Origin of the sequence: Photobacterium chitinilyticum (assembly GCF_004104355.1) — a bacterium.
Taxonomy (GTDB): domain Bacteria; phylum Pseudomonadota; class Gammaproteobacteria; order Enterobacterales; family Vibrionaceae; genus Photobacterium; species Photobacterium chitinilyticum.
Genome location: NZ_RJLM01000003.1, coordinates 104007 through 126363 on the forward strand (window position 1 = coordinate 104007; position 22357 = coordinate 126363).

A 22357-nucleotide genomic window follows, 5' to 3' on the forward strand; every position below is an offset into this window, starting at 1 on the left:
GATCAATACAATTTTGAAGGAAAATAGGAGGGGTAGATATAAAAAATGCTGGCCTTAGCCAGCATTTTCTTATTCAAAGATAAATCTTCGAATTACAGCTTAGTTACGTTAGCTGCCTGAAGACCTTTCTGGCCTTGCTCAGTTTCGAAAGCAACTTTTTGACCTTCTGCAAGAGTCTTGAAACCTTCAGAAGCGATAGCACGGAAGTGAACGAATACGTCAGCGCCGCCGTTGTCTTGAGTGATGAAACCGAAACCTTTCTCTTCGTTGAACCACTTAACGATACCAGTTGATTTAGACATGATTATATCCTAATTTTTTAACAAATAATTCGCATAATGCGTGTATAGCCGGGAAAAGAATTACTTATGTGAGGAATAATTATGAATGGAAACTTCATGACACTAACTGGTAAAGCAGATGTAGAGAAGCGTTCTAATAGCATAATTTTGTATTTCATATAAATAGGTCTGATTACAGGCCGACGACAATAGTACCAGCATTTCTGAATTTGTATAGTGTTTTTATCACTTATTTCAAACAGCTCTGCCTCTGTGGCGAAACGATAGCAGCAACGAATATTAAATCACCAATCCACCATCTATTATCAATATCTGACCGGTGATAAATGAGGAGCTGTCGCTTGCCAGACACAGGTCCTTCAGCAAATATCTTCCGATTTCCCCATACGCTCAGGAGCCATCAGCGCCTGCTGCCAACCGCGACTTAATGGGCTTGGATAAAATATGAGAGTGAGCCTATTCAAGCGCACAACAAGGAAGCCCCTTCCTACTCAGGCAGACCAACGCCTTTATGATAGCTTCAAGGTCTATCAATGAGGCACAAAAAAGCCGGGCTAGTGCCCGGCTTTTTTTAAATCGTTTTATTAAGCGTCTTGACGAGGCTTACGATCACGACGTGGACGCTGTTCAGCTGATCCATGGTTACGCTCACCACGGTAGCTACCACGATTGTCGCCACCACGGTTACGGTCGAAACGACGCTCGCCGTCACGACCACCGCCACGGTTACCATCACGGTTGCCACGGTAGCCACCACGGTTACCATCACGGCCACCACCGCCACGGTGCTCACGAAGAACTTCACCTTCAACAACAACAGCTTTCACATCGTTTTGACGAATGCGTAGTTTCTTAAGCTGTGCTGCAACTTCCGCAGTCATCTTCTTAGGAAGTTGAACAAAGGTGTGTGCAGGAGCCAGTTTAATCGCACCGATGAACTCTTTGCTTAGGCCAAGTTCGTTTGCAATTGCGCCAACGATATCTTTAACCTGAACACCTTGCTCACGACCAACCTGAAGCTGATAAGTATCCCAGTCAGCGTTGTTGTATGAACGACGCTCACGACGCTCACCACCACGCTCACCACCTCGGTCATCACGACGACGCTCACGACGCTGCTTGTCACGCTCGATAGCAGCAATCATCGGGTCTGGGCCTTTGTAGAACAGAGGACGGTTACCCTGCTGACGCTGAAGAAGCATTGCTGCAAGTGTTGTTGCATCTACTTCGATAGACTCTTGTAGTTTTTCTACAAGCTCTACGAATGCTTCAACATTTACCTGCTCTTTTTGAACCGCTAATTCTTCACCAAGGCGGTTCAGACGCGATGCTGCAACAAGATCACGGTTTGGAAGTTGGATTTCTTCCATACGAGACTTAGTTACACGCTCGATGGTACGCAGCATGCGGATTTGGTTAGTGCGAACAAGAAGGATCGCTTTACCAGCACGACCAGCACGGCCTGTACGGCCAATACGGTGAATGTACGACTCAACATCGAATGGGATGTCGTAGTTAAATACGTGAGTAATACGAGGCACATCAAGACCACGAGCCACAACGTCAGTTGCAACTAGGATATCGATCACACCTTTCTTGATGTGATCAACTGTACGTTCACGTAGAGACTGAGGAATATCGCCGTGCAGTGCAGCAGCTTTAAAGCCACGAGCAGACAGCCAATCAGCTAAACGCTCGGTATCTTGACGTGTACGTACGAATACGATTGACGCATCAGTTTCTTCAGTTTCAAGAAGACGACTCATTGCTTCGTCTTTCTCTACGCCTTTAACAACCCAGAACTGCTGCTCTACCTGAGATACAGTACGGTTTTCGCCAGCAACGTCGATACGTGCAGGACTACGTAGGAAGCGATCAACGATTTCTTTAACGATTGGAGGCATAGTTGCAGAGAACAGAACGCGCTGTGCTGATTCTGGAGCCTGCTCCATGATCCAAGTTACATCATCAACGAAACCCATTTTTAGCATTTCATCAGCTTCATCAAGTACAAACGTGTGTACTTCATCAAGGTGTAGACGATCACGAGTAATCAGGTCTTTTACACGACCAGGAGTACCGACAACAATGTGAGCACCATTTTTCAGTGCACGCATTTGATCAACGATAGATGCACCACCGTAAATCTCAAGTACTTTTAGGCCCTTGATGTTTTGACCTAGAACTTTAATTTCTGCTGCAACCTGAATTGCAAGCTCACGAGTTGGAGCCATAACAATTGCTTGTGGCTTATGCTGGCCAAGGTCAAGCTTGTTCAGAAGCGGTAGTGAGAACGCTGCTGTTTTACCAGTACCTGTCTGTGCTTTACCAAGCGCATCAGTACCAGTTAGTAGTAGAGGAATTGACGCCGCCTGAATTGGAGTCGGCGCAACGAAGCCCATTGAGTCAAGTGCGGATAGTAGTGTGTCGGCCAGTTCTAACTGACGAAATTCTGTAACAGATTCTTGCATTGGGATCCCAATATATAATCTAACGTAAAACGGGGCCCCTTTGGCTTTAAACGGTTCTGCAACAGCAACCACAAGCATGGGCCTCGACGATTTGAGGCGCGCATTGTGCGCCATTACTCGATAAAATGCCAGAAAAAATTGAGCGTTGTCACAAATTAACTTTCAAAAACCTATTTATTGTACAATAAGCTTGCCACTTAAACATGTTTCACATTATTTAGGGTGTTCGTTTTGCCCATCCCATTGATAAAACTGATCTCTGCCGCACTTCTTTGCCATATACAATGCACGATCAGCACCTTCGATTAACTTCTCACGGCCAATATCATTACTCGGAGTTAAGGTCTGGCATCCTAGGCTGATTGTTACCTGCCCTTTATCAACGCCTTCGTGGGTTAGTGCCAACTGACTAATTTTGGCCTGCAACTCTGACGCAATTAATGCCGCTGTTTGCGTATCAACTTTTGGCAATAAGCAAACAAATTCTTCACCGCCATATCGGCTAAAAAGCGACTTTTGATACGGTTTCACTGCTTTCTCTAAAGAAGTCGCTATTTTCTTTAAACAATGATCCCCTTCCAGGTGGCCGTATGTGTCATTAAATAACTTAAAATTATCCACATCAATCATGATCAAACTGAGCGGCACTTGCCTTTCCAGTGCTTTTTGCCAATAGCGTGTTAATGTCAGGTCAAAAAGGCGTCGATTGGCTATTCCTGTCAAGCCATCCTGCATAGACCATTGCTCCAACCGTTGGTTGGCATCCCCAAGGGCTCGATTAGTTGCTTGAAGCTCCTCGGTTCTCTTTAGCACACGCTCTTCCAACTGGGCATTTAGACTAGTTAGCTGCTCATAATTTCGCTTAATCACAATCTGCTGCCCCAATGCGGCACCAAATAGCTTTAGAATTTCTTTTTGATGTTCGCTAAGCATCCGTTGGCTAATCAGGTTATCCGCCGCAATCCAGCCTATGCAGTCATTGCCGTTCCACATCGCAATCATCGCATTCCACCCCGTCCCTACTTGATTAGTTCCATAGTAGAGCGGTGCATTTTCTTTAACGACAACATAATCTTTCCTGCTCAGCGCCTCATGCACCAACGGGTGGTCTGGTATCTTACTCGTAAAATCAGAACGTGGTACAAGGTTGCCTTGAGGATCCGTTCCATAAGTCCCTTGCATTTTATTCGTTTCAAAGTCAGTTAAAAAGATCGCCATCCGATCGATACCAAGGTATTTCCGACCGAGAAAAATAGCATTATGGTAAAGCTGATCGAGATCGCTTGCTTTTGACAAGCTCAGTGTTACCTCTTGTAAGTTTCTCAATAACGCCAGATATTCGTTTATTGAATGCTTACGGACCTCCAGTTCCGCTTCCACACTTCGCCTTGTAAGATGGTGGTCGAGAGCTTCCTGTCGCAACACCCGAGCACTGATATCCGATGCCAGCAGAAGTAACAAATTACCAATATGCTCTTCGTTCTCCTCGAAGAAAGTCGGCTCTTGAGTCTCTGCATAGATGAAGGCTACATTGCTGCTATGCATCTTTATGGGCAGCAACAATTGACACCATTCATTATTACTTTCACGCCAAATCGCTTTATAAGGCTTGTCCACACTTGCCTTGACATAGCGGCCACTGTATTTTGCCTGCTTTAGCAATTCCGCAGGTACGCCGTTATATTCATCCAAAGAGAGTGTTGTGCTGTAGTACTTGAATTCATCATCAGTCAGGCTTGATAGCACCTTAGTTTGGTAATTCTGTTCTACCATCAGTGTCAGGTAGCTAAACTTTAGCTCCTTCCTTAATACCGAAAGCAAGCAGTGACACCAACGTTCCATATTTGCCTGACGTGCCAGCAAATCCACGAGCTGATTAAATTCGTCTTTCAAGCTTACAACCATATTCACCCTAACCTTCCGAGTCTTGCTGGTGTGCTGAACACATCTTCTTTTATGATAGTTATCATAGTTATCTTATTTACCAGAAACTTATGATTGTAGTAACCACTATTTCTGAGAGTGTGACGCCTTGCAGCCGAAAGTAATACAAACAATATGTATCTATTAAGCATCCTCTCGCTTTTCCGACCAGTCAAAAATAGTCATTTTTACCTTATTTTCAACACGTTAGGTAATAAAGCCCATTCAATCAATATGGTGACAGGCTACAGATAGGCACTGTGAATACAATCGCAATCATAAACAAGTTAAAAACCACAAATAAATAGGCCGTTTGATAGGCTATAGAGCTTGGTTTTAGCGCATGAAGGCCTTATAGTGTGTCGGTTCACAATCTGAGACCGGGCATAATGTTTCAAGACAATCCATTATTAGCACAGCTTAAAAAACAAATTCAGGAAACCCTTCCAAAGAAAGAGGGCAATATCAAAGCTACGGACCGCGGCTTTGGCTTCCTGGAGACTGACAACAAAGAAAGCTTCTTCATTCCGCCAACTTATATGAAAAAAGTGATGCACGGTGACCGTGTCATTGCTGTTATTCGTACAGAGAAAGAGCGTGAAGTTGCTGAGCCTCAGGAGCTGGTTGAACAGTTCGTTAATCGCTTCATCGGCCGCGTAAAACTGATTCGCGATCGCCTGCACGTGGTTCCGGATCATCCGCAACTAAAAGATGCAATTAAAGCGCGTACCATCAAAGGCCTTAACCCAGAACTACTAAAAGAAGGTGATTGGGTTGTTGCGAACTTGACCCGCCATCCATTGGTTGGCGACAACAAGACCTTCTTCTGTGATATCAAAGAAAAAATCACAGACAGCAATGATAAAATTGCGCCGTGGTGGGTAACCTTAGCCCGCCATGAGCTGCCAAATGCAGAGCCAGCGCCTCAAGACAGCTGGAGCATGCTGGATGAAGATCTGGAGCGTCAGGATCTCACCGAACTGCCTTTCATCACTATTGATGGTGAATCCACCAAAGATATGGATGATGCTATTTATACGGTAGCAAATGACAACGGCAGCTTTGAGATCACCATTGCTATCGCAGATCCAACATCTTACATTTCTGTTGGTGATAAAATGGATGATGAAGCACGCCAGCGCGGCTTTACCATCTACCTGCCGGGCCGTAACATTCCAATGCTTCCTCGCGAATTGAGTGATGAGCTTTGCTCGCTGATTGAGAATGAGAAGCGCCCAGCAATCTGTTGCCGAGTGACTGTATGTAAAGACGGTATTATTCAGAACGATATTCGTTTCTTTGCCGCATGGATTAAATCACAGGCCCGTTTGGCTTATGATAATGTCTCCGACCTACTTGAAAATGGTCAATGTGACAGCTGGGCACCAAACACTGTTATCGCAGAGCAAGTCAAGGCGCTGCAAGGCTTTGCCAATGTACGTAGCGACTGGAGAGCCAACAACGCTGTTGTCTTCCCAGACCGTCCCGATTACCGTTTTGAACTTAGCGCAGATAATGATGTTGTTGCTATTCATACTGATCCTCGCCGTACCGCAAACCGTATGATCGAAGAGGCGATGATCACAGCAAACATCTGTGCTGGTCGCGTATTGCAAGATAAATTCGGTATGGGTGTATTTAACTACCATAATGGTTTCAATCCAGAGAAGCTGGATACGGCCATGGACTTCCTACGAAACGCAGAAGCACCGTTCGAAAAGGAACAGCTCACGTCTCTGGAAGGTTTCAGTACACTTCGCCGTTGGTTGAATGCACAGGAAACCACATACCTCGATAACCGCCTCCGCAAGTTCCAGGCATACAGTGAAGTAGGCAATGCACCGGCACCTCATTACGCAATGGGGCTGGATGTATACGCAACGTGGACATCACCTATCCGTAAATACGGTGACATGATTAACCATCGTCTGCTTAAAGCGATTATTTCAGGTAACGAGCCAACACAAACACCAGATGATTCCGTTGGCGAGGAGATAGCCAATCACCGCCGTCGCCACCGCATGGCTGAGCGTGATGTTTCAGATTGGTTATACGTTCGCTTACTGAAAGATGCTGTCAAAGATGAAACCGTATTTACTGCTGAAATTTTTGATATCAACCGCGCTGGTATGCGTGTACGTCTGTTAGAAAACGGCGCTGCAGCTTTTATTCCGGCTCCTTTGATCCTGGATAACAAGCAACGCATCGAATGTAACGGCGAACTTGGTATCATTAACATTGATAAAGTTAAAGAATATCAGTTAGGTGATTCTTTTGAGGTTAAGCTGACGGAAATCCGTAGTGTTACCCGCCAACTGGTAGCCAAGCCGGTGAAAGAGTTCCCAGCCCCGACAGCCGAAGGGGAAACCGAACAACAACCAACTGAAGAAAAAGCATAATTCACTTTTTCCTCATACAAAGGGCCAGTCGTTACTGGCCCTTTTTAATGTCCACTATGCACCATTGCGCTTTCTTTCTGGCTCAATCTTGTTACTCTTAGCCAATAATTATTTTAAGTAGTACATCGAGTCAGCAATGTCAGACGCAGTAAAATCGGACGTTATTCAACAAGTTCAACAATGGTTGGAAGATGTAGTGATTGGCCTCAATCTATGCCCTTTCGCTGCCAAGCCAAACCGTAATAAGCAGATAAGAATTCACGTATGTGAATCCAAAGCCGAGGATCAACTACTCGAAGAAATTTACCAGCAAATAAAAGAGCTGGATGAGACTCCTGCCGAGGTGCTAGAAACGACACTCGTTGTTGCCCCGAACCTTTTTGAGAAGTTTGATAACTACAATCAGTTTCTCGATCTAGTCGATGCCCTAATCATCCAAACAGGCAAAGAAGGTACCTATCAAATTGCGAGCTTTCACCCTGACTATTGCTTCTATGATACAAAACCGGATGATGCCGAGAACCTAACGAACCGCTCCCCGTTTCCTATCTTCCATTTGATCCGTGAAGCCAGCATGGAGAAAGTGCTCAAGCACTATCCAGATCCTGAAGGTATACCAGGCCAAAATATACAATGTGTCGAGAGTTTGTCTCCCGAACAAATTAAGAAATTATTCCCTTTTCTTATCAAGTAATTCAACTTACTTACGATAAATATAGTCAAGGGAGTAGAGATAACTCCCTTGACAGAAATGTAAGGGGTAATATTCTGCTGCTTACTTGATGAACTAAATTCGTAATGATGCGTCCTTAGTAGATAAACAGGTTGTAATGCCACCAATTTCATTTGCAATATTTAGGAGCGCAGGGGTTCGCTTCGGATTACCGCTATTACTCGCTGCTCTGATGATCATGTCATTAGAACCGGTGCTGGCGAGCTTTTCCCCTTACCGCGGGTTATTGCTTGTACTTCCTTACATTCTGTTAGTCCTTGTTATTCTATTAAGCCAACCCTTTAATCAAGGTAAGACTGCCCTCACGGCCCTGCTAATGATGATTGCGTTCTACATCATTCAAAATCACCTTCAATCTCCGCTTTCAGATAATCGAACGCATATCATATACGTCTTACTGGCAACATTACTGCCATTGAATCTGCTACAGCTTCACCTCCTACCTGAACGACGCCTCTTCTCCCGTTTTGGAACAGGCTACCTGATATTTCTCATTTCTCAGCTCGCTTGGGGCACATTGGTTGTGAATCACTTTACCGATCAAGATCTAGGTGGGCTATGGGATAGCTATCTTTACGCATTACCTGATATCTCTCCCCTACCAGTATTGCTGATACTCCTATACCTAGGCATAGGCCTAGCCTGCGCATCGGCAATCCTCAAGCGTAACCGGGGGTATGATCAGGCAATATTCACCAGCTTGCTGTTTGCTGGTATCACTTTTAGTGCATTCGACCAAGACTTCATTTCATCCACGGCATTTTCGGTAGCTGCCGTGCTGCTGCTCCTTAATCTCATTACTTGTAGCCATGAACTGGCCTATGTCGACCAACTAACTGGTATCCCAGGCCGCCGAGCGCTTGAAACAGAGCTAAAACACCTTGGCAGAACCTATACACTCGCCATGCTTGATGTTGATCATTTTAAAAAATTCAACGATACACATGGCCATAAAACCGGTGATGATGTTTTGAGGCTGGTTGCCCAGTTTATGCAACAGGTTAAAGGTGGGGCTGAAGTCTTCCGTTACGGCGGTGAGGAGTTCACAGTTTTGTTTAAAGGAAAAGAAAGCAACCAGTGCATCGAACACCTTGAGCAGTTGAGGCAAGATATTGCTAATTATGAAATGAGTATTCGCCAATACGAAGAGCGGCCCTCAAACGACCAGAAAGGTGCCAAACTGAGAATAAAATCATCCAAGCAAGAGACGGTGACAGTCACCGTTAGCATCGGCCTTGCAGACAGCTTTCCCGATCACAACCCGTCGGCAGTCCTGAAAGCCGCAGATGAAGCTCTGTATAAAGCCAAAAAGTCTGGTCGGAATAAACTGAGCCAATAATTGCTTGAGAAAAGGAAATAAAAAACCCGATGAATTCTCATCGGGTATCGGTTACCAATAAAACTTCTCTTTTCCTATTGCTAGCAGAAGAGTAAGTCCAGCTATGCAGCAACGCCAATATAAGATTAAGTACAGAGTACCCTAACAGATCGGCGGCCAAACCAAAGTTAGGAACTGCACTTGGGAGTAGCTCATCATAAGCAGAATGAGCCTTATTATTATTCTAAACACTCGTCAGGAAGCTACTATATCTTAGAGCTTCCGACTAAATCCTGTTGCAGAGCCCTGTCACCTGATAATACAGCGTAATCATTGGTAAAGAGCTCACAAAAATAAATACCTTGTGCGAATTATAGTAGCAGCCAATGTGACGCTTTAAAACAAAAAAAACAGTGACTCGATGATTATTCCATACCCTTCACAGTTATCTACTCTGTACTGCAACTACTATATAGGATGTTATTAATACCGAATCACGAACAGTTTCTCATGAGCAATTTACCTCACATAAAAACTATGCTGGCAGTTCTGTGTATATCAAAGCTCCCCCTCCTACTAATTATCAAATAGTAAGTAATACACTCGGCATATTAAGAAAATTTTCTGGCCACGAAGGAATATCATTGATTTTAAGAATACTGAAGAACAAAAAAAAAGGCTTGTCTGGAAGACAAGCCTTTCATATTAAAGCTATTGAAAATTAACCTTTCACGCCACCTGCAGTCAAACCACCCACCAGGAATTTCTGAGCTAGCAAGAACACGATAGTAATAGGAATTGCTGATAGTACCGCTGCCGCTGCAAAATCACCCCATAAGTAGTTCTGAGGATATAGATACTGCTGCATGCCTACTGCTAGAGTGTAATTATTTACATCCGTTAGTAGCAACGATGCCACAGGCACTTCTCCAACCAAACCGATAAACGACAGGATGAAAACAACCGCTAGAATTGGCACTGATAATGGGAGCAGAACATAACGGAATGCTTGCCATGGCGTCGCACCATCAAGTGCTGCTGCTTCTTCAAGTGAAACATCAATCGTTTCAAAGTAGCCTTTGATAGTCCATACGTGAAGAGCAATCCCCCCCAGATAAGAAAAGATCAAGCCACCATGCGTATTCAGACCCATGAACGGAATGTATTGGCCTAAACGGTCAAACAATGCATACAGAGCAACCAACGCAAGTACTGCAGGGAACATCTGGAAGATCATCATCCCTTTAAGGATTGTATCCTTACCTTTAAAGCGCATACGGGCAAATGCATAAGCACTGGTTGTCGATAGCGCAACAATGATAATTGATGTAATACCTGCAACTTTCACTGTATTCCATAGCCACAGCAGTACAGGGAATGGCGGTGGTGTTACCGTACCGTCACTGTTAGTTACTGCAAAACCTAAAGCCAGGCGCCAGTGATCCAATGTCGGATGAGTCGGTATTATCTCACCACCGGCAAAGTTACCTTCACGGAATGAAATCGCAATGATCATTAACAGCGGAAAGATAATCATTGATAAGAAAATACACAAGCCGATATGTGTTGCCCAAACTCTGTATTTCAATGACTTAGATGGAACCATAGCCATAATATCTCTCCTTAGTCTTGTGAAAGCTTAGTGAATCGAAGATTAAGTAGCGCCATACCACCCACCAATAAGAAAATAATTGTTGCGATTGCACCAGCAAGACCAAAATCTTGACCGCCACCGCCTTCAAAAGCGATACGGTAGGTATAACTTACAAGCAAATCCGTGTAACCAGCAGGTTCTGAGGTACCCACCATGTTTGGACCACCAGCAGTCAATAGCTGAATCATTACAAAGTTGTTGAAGTTAAACGCAAAGCTAGCAATAAGCAGCGGTGTCAACGGCTTAATAAGCATTGGAAGCGTTATTGTAAAGAAGTTCTGAATCGGACCGGCACCATCAATAGCCGACGCTTCGTATAAATCAGACGGTATGGATTTCAACAGACCCATACACAGAATCATCATGTAAGGGAAACCTAACCAGGTATTCACCAACACAACCATTACACGCGCCATGATTGGGTCAGAGAACCACGATGGCTTAATACCGAATATTGCTTCAAGGAACAAGTTGATTTCACCAAAGCTCTGATTAAACAAACCTTTGAATATCAAGATAGAAATAAACGCTGGTACCGCATAAGGAAGAATAAGAAGTACACGATAAATGCTGCTGCCTTTCAGTGGCTCCCACTGGACAAGACACGCGAGTACCATGCCTAAAGCCAATGTTAACGCAACCGCCAAGAAAGCAAAAACAACTGTCCAGATAAAGATACCGATGAAAGGTTCTTTAATACCATCATCCGTCATCACTCGCTCGAAGTTAGCCGTACCAACACCTACCGCAAATCCCGGAGAGATAGTCTTGCCGACAAAGTTACCGTCAGCATCAACCGGCTGATAGAAACCTACCTCCATATTCGGCTTGTATAGCTGCTGAGTTTGATTATTCATCATACTCAGGCCATCTTCCTGAAGAGTAAACAGAGGGGTATCGGCTGCAAACTTGCGCAGGCCGCTCATTCTGATCTCATGACCGCTAGGCATAACCAGCTCAACTTTCGACAAGTTCGCACGGTTTTTAACGATCGCTTTGATCTTCTCTTTCTCACCCTGAATACTATCTACTTCACGAAGAGTTATCGCTTCCGACGTCGGGGCTGCGATGTCAAAAACATCAGAAGCCAGTAGCTCACCATTCGCGTTAATCAACAGCTGATGGCCGTTATCCACTTTGTACAAGTCAAAGCGATAGCTTTCGCCAGACTGGAAGCTTCTCTGTTCCAGAACATCCTGCGTTCTTTCCAGAGATAGCTGATTCGATGCACTGTAGTTTGTAAAAGCAAGCCCAACGGTATACACCAATGGGAAAATAATGAAAATGAGCATCCCTGCAACGCCAGGGAAAATGTAACGGTGGGCGTAAGTTTTGTTGCTTCCGAAAATATAAAGAGCAAGTGCGGTTAGGACAACGGTAAGAAGTGCAAAAGGCATTTCACCTTGTGCATACATTAATACGGTAGCATAACCATTAACAACACCGATCATGCCCAGAAGCGACCATTTCAGCCACTTGCGATAATTTAATTTAGGACTTTCCTGTTGTGGTTCCAAAAGTCCTGCACCTTGAACTGACTGCATCTCAGCTCCTTGCTAGCAAAAAATGACAATAAAATGGGGAGAGTTACCTCTCCCCGCAAAAAGGTATTACTTAAGCATGTGACCAGCGGCTTCGTCTAACGCGCCATCAATATCCTGACGACCGTCAACAACGTTCTTGATTGCATTACCCTGTGCGTACCAGAATGCTGCCATCTGTGGAACGTTTGGCATGATTTCACCGTTCATTGCATTATCCATAGTAGCGGCGATACGAACATCTTTGTCTAGCTTCTTCTGGAATGATTTCAGAGCTACTGCGCCTAGTGGCTTGTCATCATTTACTTTGCCAAGACCTTCATCTGTAAGAAGGTAGTTTTCAATGAACTCAACCGCTAGATCCTGGTTTGGTGACGCAGAGCTGATACCCGCAGTCAGAATACCGACGAATGGCTTAGACGGGCTACCGTTCAACTTAGGTAGAACAGCAACACCATAGTTAATGCCTGACTTCTCGACGTTACCCCAAGACCATGGGCCGTTGATAGTCATTGCCACATTACCTTTGTTGAACTCAGCTTCAGATACGCTGTAGTCCATATCCGGCGAGATCACTTTCTTGTCAACCAGTGACTTGATGAAGTTCATGCCACGCTTCGCGCCAGCGTTATTCACACCAACATCTTTCACGTCATAGCCACTCGCAGTGAACTTGAACGCATAACCACCGTCAGCAGACAGCACTGGCCATGTGAAGTACGGTTCTTTCAGGTTCCACATGATGGCTTTCTTGCCATCTTTCTGAAGCTTTTTATCTAGCGCTTCAACGTCTTCCCAGTTCTTTGGTGGGTTCTTAACAAGATCCTTGTTGTAAATCAGAGAAAGTGCTTCAACTGCAACAGGGTAGCCAATGTACTTGCCCTCGTACTGAACAGCATCCCAAGTGAAATCAATGATTTTGTCTTTTACTTCTTTAGATGGCTTCACTTCAGCCAACAGGCCAGATTTAGCGTAGCCACCGAAACGGTCGTGTGCCCAGAAGACGATATCCGGACCATCACCTGCTGCTGCAACCTGAGGGAATTTCTCAGACAGGCCATCAGGGAAAGCAACGGTTACTTTAACACCTGTGTCTTCTTCGAACTGCTTACCTACTTCAGCCAGGCCGTTATAACCTTTATCGCCATTGATCCAGATAGTAAGTTGACCTTCTTCAATCGCGGCATGTGCATTTACTGAGCCAAGAGCGGCAAGGGTACAAAAAGCTACAGTGCTGAGGACTTTCTTCATTTTTAACATCCTTCATGATTGTTATATGCTGTGCCGCAGAGACTCCTCTCCAGCACAATTTGCAGGGTGTATCATCTACCAGGAATCAGCACTCGGCATCATCCTGAGACCTACGCCCCCTCACCTTGAGATTTAAAAGCGTGATCTGCGTCAGTTGACTTAGTGACGGAGATCTAAAAACAACACCTGAATGTGATGCAACGCACATAGTACTTCGATTAAATACCCACATCAGCAACAGGAATAGCAAAGTGTGATCCAAACACTCCTCCCCCCTTCATCCCCCTTTTAAATTCTGCTCAAGGAGGATGTTTCCCTGTGACAGCTGCGTAAGAATAGCGGCATACCCAATGGGGTAGATGAAGAGAATTTAGTTGTTCTGTTTACGCAGTTTTGACTTTTTCAGTAACCACTTTAATTGGAAACGACAGCACCGCTTTACTTCTTGGGGAAGTAAGTAAGGTGGATTTGGTCAGGGTAGCTATTCATTCCACTGCCTGGGTGATACTCACGCTACCCATTTTTTTCTTCTCTACACCTAAAAATTCTTTACCCGTGAGGCCTGGCATGAATACTATGCCGTATGAATATGCCTTACAGGCTACAACAAACTTAGAGGAATAGGCTCGATGACGAGTGTCACTTTACGAAATGTATGTAAAGCATATGGAGATAACCTGATTTCCAAAAATGTTGATCTCGATATTGCCGACGGCGAATTCGTTGTATTTGTAGGGCCATCAGGCTGTGGTAAGTCTACCCTTCTTCGTTGTATCGCTGGTTTGGAAGATATTACATCAGGCGACCTATACATCGGTGAGGAGCGAATGAATGATGTTCCTCCTTCAGAGCGCGGTGTGGGTATGGTATTCCAGTCTTATGCGCTTTATCCGCACTTAAACCTGTTTGACAACATGTCTTTCGGGATGAAACTTGCGAAGGCTGACAAGGATCTGATTAAAAAGCGAGTCGATCACGCAGCTGATATTCTTCAGCTTGGTCACCTGCTTGAACGCCAGCCTAAAGCTCTTTCTGGTGGTCAGCGTCAACGTGTTGCTATCGGCCGTACGCTTGTCTCACAGCCAGACGTTTTCCTGCTGGATGAGCCGCTATCTAACCTTGATGCCGCACTTCGTGTTCAGATGCGTATTGAAATTGCCAAATTGCACAAGCAACTAGGCTCTACCATGATCTACGTAACGCACGATCAGATAGAAGCGATGACCATGGCTGAGAAAATTGTGGTCCTTGATGATGGTTATGTCTCTCAGGTTGGTAAACCTCTAGAGCTATATCATTATCCGCAGAACCGTTTTGTTGCGGGCTTTATCGGCTCACCAAAAATGAACTTCATGAGCGTCGCAATTGAACAAGTAGAAGACGAACGTGTCATGGTACAACTGGCAGATGGCAATACATTCTGGATCCCTGTTGACGGCACTACCGTTAATAAAGGCGACCGCATGTCACTGGGTATCCGCCCCGAGCATCTAGTTCCATGTGAGGAAGGTGATGCTTGTGTCGAAGGTAAAATTCAGGTTGTCGAGAAGCTAGGCTATGAAACGCAGGCTTATATCCACCTAGATCACATGGATGCTGACTTCATCTACCGTCGTCCTGATACGCTAGAGGTTGAAGCCGGTGATTCCTTTAAGGTAGGCCTCCCTGCACATCGTTGTCACCTGTTCCATAGTGACGGCCGAGCTTGTCGTCGCCTATACAAAGAGCTAGGCGCATAAGTCTCCTCTTTTCTAGACCCAAAGCGCTGTCTTTTTAACGACAGCGCTTTTTTGTATCTACTGCTTTATCACTGCCATCACTTCAATTTGGTTCTCGCTATGACTATAGATACCAAAACTATAGATACTCAGAAAATAGATGCTCGAGTCAGAAACTATGATCCTAACCGCATGATCTTGCTTTCTGACTTTGAAATACCCCAGCTTGACCGCCGCAGGATTGTACGCATCTATCTGCCCGCGGACTACAATACCAGCAGCAAACACTATCCGGTAATCTACATGCATGATGGCCAAAACGTATTTGAGCCTGAACTGTGTATTTCAGGAATGAGCTGGCAAGCAGCCGAGCACCTCGATAGTCTGCAGGCGCATGGTGAGATTGACGGAGCTATTATTGTCGCTGTCGACAACAGCCCGTTACAGAATGGCTTGGGACGTATGAATGAATACTCGCCTTGGCCTTGTAACACTGTATCTGAACTTGATGACTGGAATATCAAGCGGACGCTCGGAGGAGAAGGTGAAGCTTATGGCACTTTCATTGCTGAAACTCTAAAGCCTTATATCGACCTGCATTATCGAACCCGAGCAGAACGAGAATTTTCAACCGTTGCAGGCAGCTCTATGGGCGGCCTGATAAGCTTATATATAGCCCTTAATTATCAACACATATTTGCTAATGCCGGTGTGTTTTCTCCTGCGTTCTGGTTTACAGAAGCTTCACTAACACACTTCATACGACACACTTCATACGACACACCTCTGTCACCCATCCTCTGAACATCTATATGGATATCGGCACAAACGAAACCAGTGATCATGCAATCAGTGCTTTTGCTTCTGTCTATCTCGATGGGGCTAAGCGCATCCATCAGCTCCTTGAAACCAAAGACGACAAACTACATTGCAGCTTAATGATTGAAGAAGGTGCCATTCACAGTGAAAGTGCCTGGGCCAGACGCTATCCATACATGGTTAGACAATTCTATACTGGTTAGCTTCTAAAAATAACAGAGTTATTTTTATGTGGAGAGCGGCCCCCTTCACACCTAAACTTAAACAGGTAGGAAAGCTTTGGCATCACCAATGGTGCCACTCAAACAAATAATCACCCGGTTAAGATATCTCGACGTATCTTTGATGGAGGATCATTACATGAGCAGCCACGACAGAATTGAAGATATCGAACAACGGATCTATATGGCTTATCAGGAAGGAAACTTTCAGGAGGCCAAAGCACTTGAAACTAAAATCAAAAAGCTCAAAGGAGATGATCACCTCTATGATGATAACGAGCCCTATTCGATAGAAGGAAAAATATTTATCGATGAGTGAACAAATACCATCTTGGCCTTTTTCATCTATGCCTGTTACCACAGCTATATACCCGCAAGCCGGTATGATTAGCCCCAAAACACCAAGACGCTGCTCTATGAGCAGCGTCTTGTGATTTATATCTCTCGACCTTACAAGCGTATAATAGCCGACAGATACTCTTGCTTAATCCCCAGCCTTAGCCAAATCACTGGCTTCGACATACTGCTGCAATACATGTTGGCCCCGTAACACCGGGAAATCGATAGTAAGATCCGGTTGGGCAAACTGCAGCTGACCAATCTGCTCTTGGTAACTTGGCTGCACACAGACCAACGCCACTCGCTTGCCATTGATTTCAGCTTCTGCTGTTAATGGGTTAAAACAAACAGTTACCGGCTTATCCTTTAGTTCAAGCTCAAGCTGATACTTCGCCTTGTCTTCTGCCATAAGCACAAGCTCAAGCATTTCACCTGACGCGTGTAGGTAGTTCAACTGATAGCTCTCAACCCCATCTTCAGCTCGCTCAAAGCTGACATTCAGTGCATTGTTACCACCAAAACGCAATACCGCCTGAGCAGAATGCCACATCGAAGGCAAGCAAGGTGACAGTGTCACTTTATCAGCCAACAAATTAGGTGCAAAGCCCATATAATCCTGATAGCCATTGCGGGTAAACTCGGATACTGACCATGCCTGTGCATAGGTACCTGTCGTTGTCAGCTTTCCTTCAGCACCAAGGAATGCATCGAGATTCTCACTCATAGCACCGCGGTGGCCGATTGATAAAATCTGGCGGGATAGATCCTTTGTCAGCTCGTAGGCGAAATCGGCATAACCGTAGGTAACCAAACTTGAAACAGTGAAACCCGCATTCCAACCCCAAATAGTGCCGTTATGGTAGGCCGCATCTTTGTGGTATTCCTCTCGATTAGCATGAAACGGGTGAAAATCTGGATCATATTGTGACAACGATGTGATCCCCCAAGGGAACAACAGCTCACTGACTGCTGTCTTCACGACTTTCGCACCAATCGTTTTATCAAGCAGACCGCCGTCAAACGGCACGGTCAATGTCATCAGCTGGTTGGGGCGTATCTGCAGATCACGGCTATCGTCTTCACGCAAACGATCTGCCAGTAGCTCTTTATGCTCATCCCAAAACATTGACTGGAAGCTTAACTGTACCCTATCGGCCAGTGTGCGATAGTGCAGCGCTGACTCCAGATCATCATTCAGCCGGGCCAGCTCCACGGCTACTTTGAGACTGGTATACCACAACGCCTGGATATCATTGGCACGATTGCCCCGAGCCGACCATGGAAGCTTGCCTTCTAGTTTGGCATCCATCCAAGTATCCGGATCACGATGGGTCATCAAGCCATGCTCATCAAGATAATTTTTCTCGATGCCATCAATATAAGTTTGTACCACCGGATAAATTGACTTGGCATAAGCGAGATCCCCACTGTAACGTAGGTAATCCCACACTTCTCTTACCATCCAAGGCGTACCATCGGTGGTGTTGTAAATCATATTGGTCAGGCTAGTAACCCGATTAGGGATCCGGCCATAATTGAGGCTCTGCTCGTCTGTCAGCTGCATCGAAGCAAAGTTTTCTATGATTGTTTTGGCATCGTCAAAGTCACCATTTACCAAGGTGATACCCGGAAGCGCAATAAAGGAATCACGTCCCCAGCAGTCTTTGAACCAAGGGAGCCCAGCCCAAATACCCTTACCAAACTCATTGGAAACAAACACTTTACCTGACGCCTTGGCCCACATCAGCGCTCGGTTATATTCAAGATCCGATGTCCATAGGTATGACTGGGTCAACATATCGTAAGTTTGCTGCTGATGCTGGGTATAACCATCTTGCTCCACCAGCTTGCTTGCCTGCGCAACAGCCTCCGCTTCTGTTTCTGCAAATGCCAAGTACAGAGTAACGCTGGTTTCTTTCTCAAGCGTTTCAATGACGGGTTTAACATGGTTTCCACTCAAATGCATCACATCCTTCAAGGCAGGGATACCGGCGAAGGTTGCCTCTTTGAACTGGAAAGGACGATTAGCACAAAGCGCAATAAATGACGGCGTAGTTTCCTGGCGCAACGCAGGATCAAGCGCGTACACCACGCCTTTATCAAAGCATGTTACCGTCGACGCATTTATCGCGAGGTTGAGCTGCGGAGCAATAGACAAGGTCGCTGCGTGCTCTGAAGAAACCGTTATTGCCGCTCCACGCTGTTGGGAGAACAGCATAAAAGTATCTGCGGAACGATTGGCATAATGGTGAGTGACGCCATAAGGCAGAATGTCAGCCTCGGTTGCTCGATTTTTATCATTGATCACACCGTCGACAAAAGAGGCAAACGTCCCAAGATACCAGCCTTGTTTATGGCGGTACTTGCCGGCAGCCACAAAACCGTGGGTGACCCCTTCAAAATAGCCATCGACATTGTCACCAAACACAAACGGTACACTGCTGTCTGTTTTAATCGCAAGCTGTCCGAACAATTCTTCTGGTGCCAGTACAGGCTTGGCCTTGGCTTGTAACGTACCGGATACAGACGAAACAGCAAAATCAGCTGTTAACAATTCGCGATTCGGCTCGGCATCATGATTCTCGCCTCCCAGTGAAATCTGCATTGCATTTCCGCCAGCAGTTACGGCCAGCGAGATAGTATATAAGCCTGTTTCTGGGGCAGAGAACGTCAGATCATTGCCGATCCCCTTAGCAGCGATCAGCGCCTGAGGTTGATCAACAAAGCACGATACCGCTTTGTATTTGTCGGCAGAGAACGTCAGATCCTCACTACCTTGCTGATCCGATATCTTAAAACTGTGTTGATCCGCCGACAGGCAAACAACTGCCTGGTAACGCCCTTTACCTATATAAGCCATTGGGGTGTCATCCCCCCAACCGTTAAAAGTCCCTTTAACGTACAACTGCTCGTTATGCGGTGCCTGTTCTAACCCGTTCACTTGTATTCCTTATTCAGAAAGCACAATGCGCAGACTAGGCTGCGCATTGAATTGATTGTTATAGCCAAGCTACAGGAGCCTTATTACAGGCTCACAATCTGCTTATTTATTAATTTGAGAAGCGGCTGTATCTAGGGCCTCTTTTACTGTTTGACGACCAAGTAGTGCATTCTCAATTGCTGCACCTTCGGCAAACCAGTACGCTGTCATTTCCGGAATATTCGGCATGATTTCGCCATTTTCAGCATTGGTCATCGTGGCCGCAATTCGGCTGTCTTTGGCCAAGATGTTCTGGAATGATTTTAACGTTACCGCGCCCAGAGGCTTGTCATCGTTAACCATCTTCAAACCTTCATTGGTCAACAGATAGTTTTCAATAAACTCAACAGACAAATCCTGGTTCGGACTTGCCGCATTAATACCGGCACTCAAAACACCCACGAACGGGTTCGAAGCACCACCGTTCAGTGTAGGAAGAACCGCAACACCGTAGTTAACTTTTGATTTTTCCAAGTTGCCCCATGACCAAGGACCGTTGATGGTCATGGCAACATTGCCTTTGTTAAATTCAGCTTCGGATACCGCGTAATCCATATCCGGAGAGATGACACCTTTCTTCGACAAATCAAGTAGGAAACTCAGCCCAGCGATACCCGCCTTGCTGTTCACGCCAACCTGCTTGCCATCAAAGCCTGTTTCTGTCTTCTTAAAGGCATAGCCACCGTTAGCCGAAATCATCGGCCATGTGAAGTACGCATTCTTCACATCCCACATGATGGCTTTCTTGCCTTTCGCCTGCATTTGCTTTTCGATAGCATACAGCTCTTCCCATGTTTTCGGCGCTTCTGGCAATAGGTCTTTGTTATAAATCAGAGACGGTGATTCAACAGCCACTGGATAACCGACAAGCTTGCCTTCATAGGTCACGGCATCCCAGCTGAAATCGACAAACTTATTCTTAAACTCTTTAGAAGGTTTCACCTCGGCCAACAGGCCTGATTTCGCGTAGCCACCAAAACGGTCATGAGCCCAGAAAATAATATCCGGGCCACCACCTGTTGCGGCTACCTGCTGGAATTTCGCTTCCAAGGATTCAGGGTACTGAACACTGACTTTAACGCCGGTATCTTCTTCAAATTTACGGCCGACTTCGGCAAGGCCGTCATAGCCTTTATCACCGTTGATCCAAATTAGAATTTCACCTTCCTGCATCGCTGCTGAAGCAGCCATTGGGAATGCGAGTGCAGTTGTAAGGGAACAAAGAGTCAGAGTTTTCAGAACACGTTTCATAGTCGATTTCCGTTGTAATTTTTATGAACAGGGGGATTCTCCTCCCCCCTAGGCTGATGAGCATCATCCCCCACCCTACGCCCCCACCGAGTTTCGTTCGACTATGTGAAACTGCACACGTTTTGTTGGACAAAAACAGAAACGGCGCAGGAAAACCTGCGCCGTTTATCTACTTAATATGACAGGGCTAATCTTTTAGATTCAGGCCTAACTTATTCGATAAGGGTTCGATAGCCCAACCCTGAACAATCACAGAAATCAACACGATAAAGAATACCATATGCATCATTTGCTGCGCTCCCGGTACCCCTTCCGCAGCCGGGATCAAGGCAAAAACTATCGGTGTCGCCCCTTTCAAACCTATTGCTGAGATAAAAACCTTCTTCTTGATGCTGACGGTTCTAAATGGCAAAAAACTAATAAAGACAGCCAACGGACGGGCAACAAACATCAACATCAAGGCAGGAATGATCGCAACCCATACATCGCTGATCAACGCTTTGGGGAAAAACTGTAATCCAAGAATAATGAACATCAAGGCCTGCGCCAACCAGGACAAACTGTTAAAGAAGTGCTTACTTACTTCCTTGCCACGAAGCAGTCCATTACCGATCACAACACCGGATACGTAAGAAGCAATCAAAATATTGCCACCAAGCAAATCACTACCGTATGCGGCAATAACAAAACAGGCCAAAATAAAAACTGGGATCAAGCCATATTCTTCAAGCTTTATGTGGTTAAGTAACTTCACACCACAGAGCCCCACCAAATAGCCTGCAACCATCCCTACTATAATTTGCTGTGCCAGCTCTAATCCTATTTCAGCAGCTCCTATGGGCTGATCGGTATTCACTAGCAGACCTGTCAGGATCACAACCAACAGTAATGCCACAGGGTCGTTTGTCGCCGATTCAAACTCAAGCACAGTGTCGGTACTTTCTTTCAACTTGAGCTTCTTAGACTCCAGAATGGAAAAAACCGCAGCAGCATCGGTAGAAGAGACAACTGCCGCAAAAAGCATGCAGGTCAGAAGGTCAAAATCCAATACAAAATACAGTAGTCCACCCAAGATCCCTGAGGTTAGAAGTACACCAGCCGTAGAGAGCATTCCGCCCTCTTTGTAGGCAACAAGAATATTGGACTTCGAGGTATTGAGCCCTCCGACAAAAACAATAACATTAAGTGCTAGCGAGCCAATAAATGAAGTCAGTTCAAGATCATCATAGACGAAATCAAACTCACCATTGCCAAACAACAAACCGACCCCAATAAAAATCAGCAATGAAGGCAGGCCTAGTGTTTTAGACGGTTGGTGCAATAAAATACCAATCGCGGTCAGTACCGCCATTCCAAGCATGGTGAGTTCTGTACTCAATGCGTAGCTCCTTACAATGCACCCTGAACGATTTTACCCACAGGCCACTTCAAGGTACT

At 45.4% G+C, this 22357-nt stretch carries 16 protein-coding genes; 7 read left to right on the forward strand and 9 right to left on the reverse strand.

Annotated features, from left to right (window positions below):
- Window positions 1-92: 92 nt before the first annotated feature.
- From cspE to EDI28_RS09540, 3 genes are all read right to left on the reverse strand, one after another.
- Window positions 93-302 (reverse strand): transcription antiterminator/RNA stability regulator CspE, encoded by a 210-nt coding sequence (gene cspE / locus EDI28_RS09530; protein WP_128783632.1) that lies wholly within the window; start codon window positions 300-302, stop codon window positions 93-95.
- Window positions 303-886: 584 nt separating this feature from the next.
- Window positions 887-2773, reverse strand: a complete 1887-nt coding sequence (locus EDI28_RS09535) for a DEAD/DEAH box helicase (protein WP_128783633.1) — start codon at window positions 2771-2773, stop codon at window positions 887-889.
- A 213-nt stretch (window positions 2774-2986) separates the two neighbouring features.
- On the reverse strand, window positions 2987-4678 hold the full coding sequence (locus EDI28_RS09540) for a diguanylate cyclase (protein ID WP_128783634.1): 1692 nt from the start codon (window positions 4676-4678) through the stop codon (window positions 2987-2989).
- A 407-nt stretch (window positions 4679-5085) separates the two neighbouring features.
- Here EDI28_RS09540 and EDI28_RS09545 point away from each other — a divergent pair, with 407 nt between their 5' ends.
- The 3 genes from EDI28_RS09545 to EDI28_RS09555 all read left to right on the forward strand — a co-directional run bounded on the left by EDI28_RS09545 (window position 5086) and on the right by EDI28_RS09555 (window position 9167).
- Window positions 5086-7095 (forward strand): exoribonuclease II, encoded by a 2010-nt coding sequence (locus EDI28_RS09545; protein WP_128783635.1) that lies wholly within the window; start codon window positions 5086-5088, stop codon window positions 7093-7095.
- A 136-nt stretch (window positions 7096-7231) separates the two neighbouring features.
- On the forward strand, window positions 7232-7789 hold the full coding sequence (locus EDI28_RS09550) for a DUF1415 domain-containing protein (protein ID WP_128783636.1): 558 nt from the start codon (window positions 7232-7234) through the stop codon (window positions 7787-7789).
- 136 nt (window positions 7790-7925) lie between these two features.
- Window positions 7926-9167 carry a GGDEF domain-containing protein gene (locus EDI28_RS09555; RefSeq protein ID WP_128783637.1) on the forward strand — a complete coding sequence of 414 codons (1242 nt, stop codon included), beginning with the start codon at window positions 7926-7928 and terminating at the stop codon, window positions 9165-9167.
- A 700-nt stretch (window positions 9168-9867) separates the two neighbouring features.
- Here EDI28_RS09555 and malG read toward each other — a convergent pair.
- From malG to malE (EDI28_RS09570), 3 genes are all read right to left on the reverse strand, one after another.
- Window positions 9868-10758 carry a maltose ABC transporter permease MalG gene (gene malG / locus EDI28_RS09560; RefSeq protein WP_128783638.1) on the reverse strand — a complete coding sequence of 297 codons (891 nt, stop codon included), beginning with the start codon at window positions 10756-10758 and terminating at the stop codon, window positions 9868-9870.
- 11 nt (window positions 10759-10769) lie between these two features.
- Window positions 10770-12344 (reverse strand): maltose ABC transporter permease MalF, encoded by a 1575-nt coding sequence (malF, locus tag EDI28_RS09565; RefSeq protein WP_128783639.1) that lies wholly within the window; start codon window positions 12342-12344, stop codon window positions 10770-10772.
- Between the two features lie 66 nt (window positions 12345-12410).
- Window positions 12411-13592 carry a maltose/maltodextrin ABC transporter substrate-binding protein MalE gene (gene malE, locus EDI28_RS09570; RefSeq protein ID WP_128783640.1) on the reverse strand — a complete coding sequence of 394 codons (1182 nt, stop codon included), beginning with the start codon at window positions 13590-13592 and terminating at the stop codon, window positions 12411-12413.
- A 629-nt stretch (window positions 13593-14221) separates the two neighbouring features.
- Here malE (EDI28_RS09570) and malK point away from each other — a divergent pair.
- The 4 genes from malK to EDI28_RS09590 all read left to right on the forward strand — a co-directional run bounded on the left by malK (window position 14222) and on the right by EDI28_RS09590 (window position 16669).
- Window positions 14222-15331: a maltose/maltodextrin ABC transporter ATP-binding protein MalK gene (gene malK, locus EDI28_RS09575; RefSeq protein ID WP_128783641.1), complete on the forward strand. Its 1110-nt coding sequence runs from the start codon at window positions 14222-14224 to the stop codon at window positions 15329-15331.
- Window positions 15332-15430: 99 nt separating this feature from the next.
- A complete protein-coding gene (locus tag EDI28_RS09580) occupies window positions 15431-16114 on the forward strand; it encodes an alpha/beta hydrolase (protein ID WP_128783642.1) in 684 nt (227 codons plus the stop codon).
- Between the two features lie 8 nt (window positions 16115-16122).
- Complete coding sequence (locus tag EDI28_RS09585; RefSeq protein ID WP_128783643.1) at window positions 16123-16332, forward strand: alpha/beta hydrolase; 210 nt, start codon at window positions 16123-16125, stop codon at window positions 16330-16332.
- A 157-nt stretch (window positions 16333-16489) separates the two neighbouring features.
- On the forward strand, window positions 16490-16669 hold the full coding sequence (locus EDI28_RS09590) for a hypothetical protein (RefSeq protein WP_128783644.1): 180 nt from the start codon (window positions 16490-16492) through the stop codon (window positions 16667-16669).
- 165 nt (window positions 16670-16834) lie between these two features.
- Here EDI28_RS09590 and EDI28_RS09595 read toward each other — a convergent pair whose 3' ends face one another.
- From EDI28_RS09595 to EDI28_RS09605, 3 genes are all read right to left on the reverse strand, one after another.
- Window positions 16835-19630: an amylo-alpha-1,6-glucosidase gene (locus EDI28_RS09595; protein ID WP_128783645.1), complete on the reverse strand. Its 2796-nt coding sequence runs from the start codon at window positions 19628-19630 to the stop codon at window positions 16835-16837.
- Window positions 19631-19732: 102 nt separating this feature from the next.
- Window positions 19733-20920 carry a maltose/maltodextrin ABC transporter substrate-binding protein MalE gene (gene malE, locus EDI28_RS09600; protein WP_128783646.1) on the reverse strand — a complete coding sequence of 396 codons (1188 nt, stop codon included), beginning with the start codon at window positions 20918-20920 and terminating at the stop codon, window positions 19733-19735.
- 187 nt (window positions 20921-21107) lie between these two features.
- On the reverse strand, window positions 21108-22298 hold the full coding sequence (locus EDI28_RS09605; protein ID WP_128783647.1) for a potassium/proton antiporter: 1191 nt from the start codon (window positions 22296-22298) through the stop codon (window positions 21108-21110).
- Between the last annotated feature and the right edge of the window lie 59 nt (window positions 22299-22357).

Excerpts from the sequence above, each read along its gene's own strand:
- malF (WP_128783639.1), bottom strand. The coding sequence starts at position 12,344 with ATGCAGTCAGTTCAAGGTGCAGGACTTTTGGAACCACAACAGGAAAGT.
- EDI28_RS09550 (WP_128783636.1), top strand. The coding sequence starts at position 7,232 with ATGTCAGACGCAGTAAAATCGGACGTTATTCAACAAGTTCAACAATGG.
- malK (WP_128783641.1), top strand. The coding sequence starts at position 14,222 with ATGACGAGTGTCACTTTACGAAATGTATGTAAAGCATATGGAGATAAC.
- cspE (WP_128783632.1), bottom strand. The coding sequence starts at position 302 with ATGTCTAAATCAACTGGTATCGTTAAGTGGTTCAACGAAGAGAAAGGT.
- EDI28_RS09580 (WP_128783642.1), top strand. The coding sequence starts at position 15,431 with ATGACTATAGATACCAAAACTATAGATACTCAGAAAATAGATGCTCGA.
- malE (WP_128783640.1), bottom strand. The coding sequence starts at position 13,592 with ATGAAGAAAGTCCTCAGCACTGTAGCTTTTTGTACCCTTGCCGCTCTT.
- EDI28_RS09540 (WP_128783634.1), bottom strand. The coding sequence starts at position 4,678 with ATGGTTGTAAGCTTGAAAGACGAATTTAATCAGCTCGTGGATTTGCTG.
- EDI28_RS09590 (WP_128783644.1), top strand. The coding sequence starts at position 16,490 with ATGAGCAGCCACGACAGAATTGAAGATATCGAACAACGGATCTATATG.
- EDI28_RS09585 (WP_128783643.1), top strand. The coding sequence starts at position 16,123 with ATGGATATCGGCACAAACGAAACCAGTGATCATGCAATCAGTGCTTTT.
- EDI28_RS09555 (WP_128783637.1), top strand. The coding sequence starts at position 7,926 with ATGCCACCAATTTCATTTGCAATATTTAGGAGCGCAGGGGTTCGCTTC.
- EDI28_RS09535 (WP_128783633.1), bottom strand. The coding sequence starts at position 2,773 with ATGCAAGAATCTGTTACAGAATTTCGTCAGTTAGAACTGGCCGACACA.
- malG (WP_128783638.1), bottom strand. The coding sequence starts at position 10,758 with ATGGCTATGGTTCCATCTAAGTCATTGAAATACAGAGTTTGGGCAACA.
- EDI28_RS09545 (WP_128783635.1), top strand. The coding sequence starts at position 5,086 with ATGTTTCAAGACAATCCATTATTAGCACAGCTTAAAAAACAAATTCAG.
- malE (WP_128783646.1), bottom strand. The coding sequence starts at position 20,920 with ATGAAACGTGTTCTGAAAACTCTGACTCTTTGTTCCCTTACAACTGCA.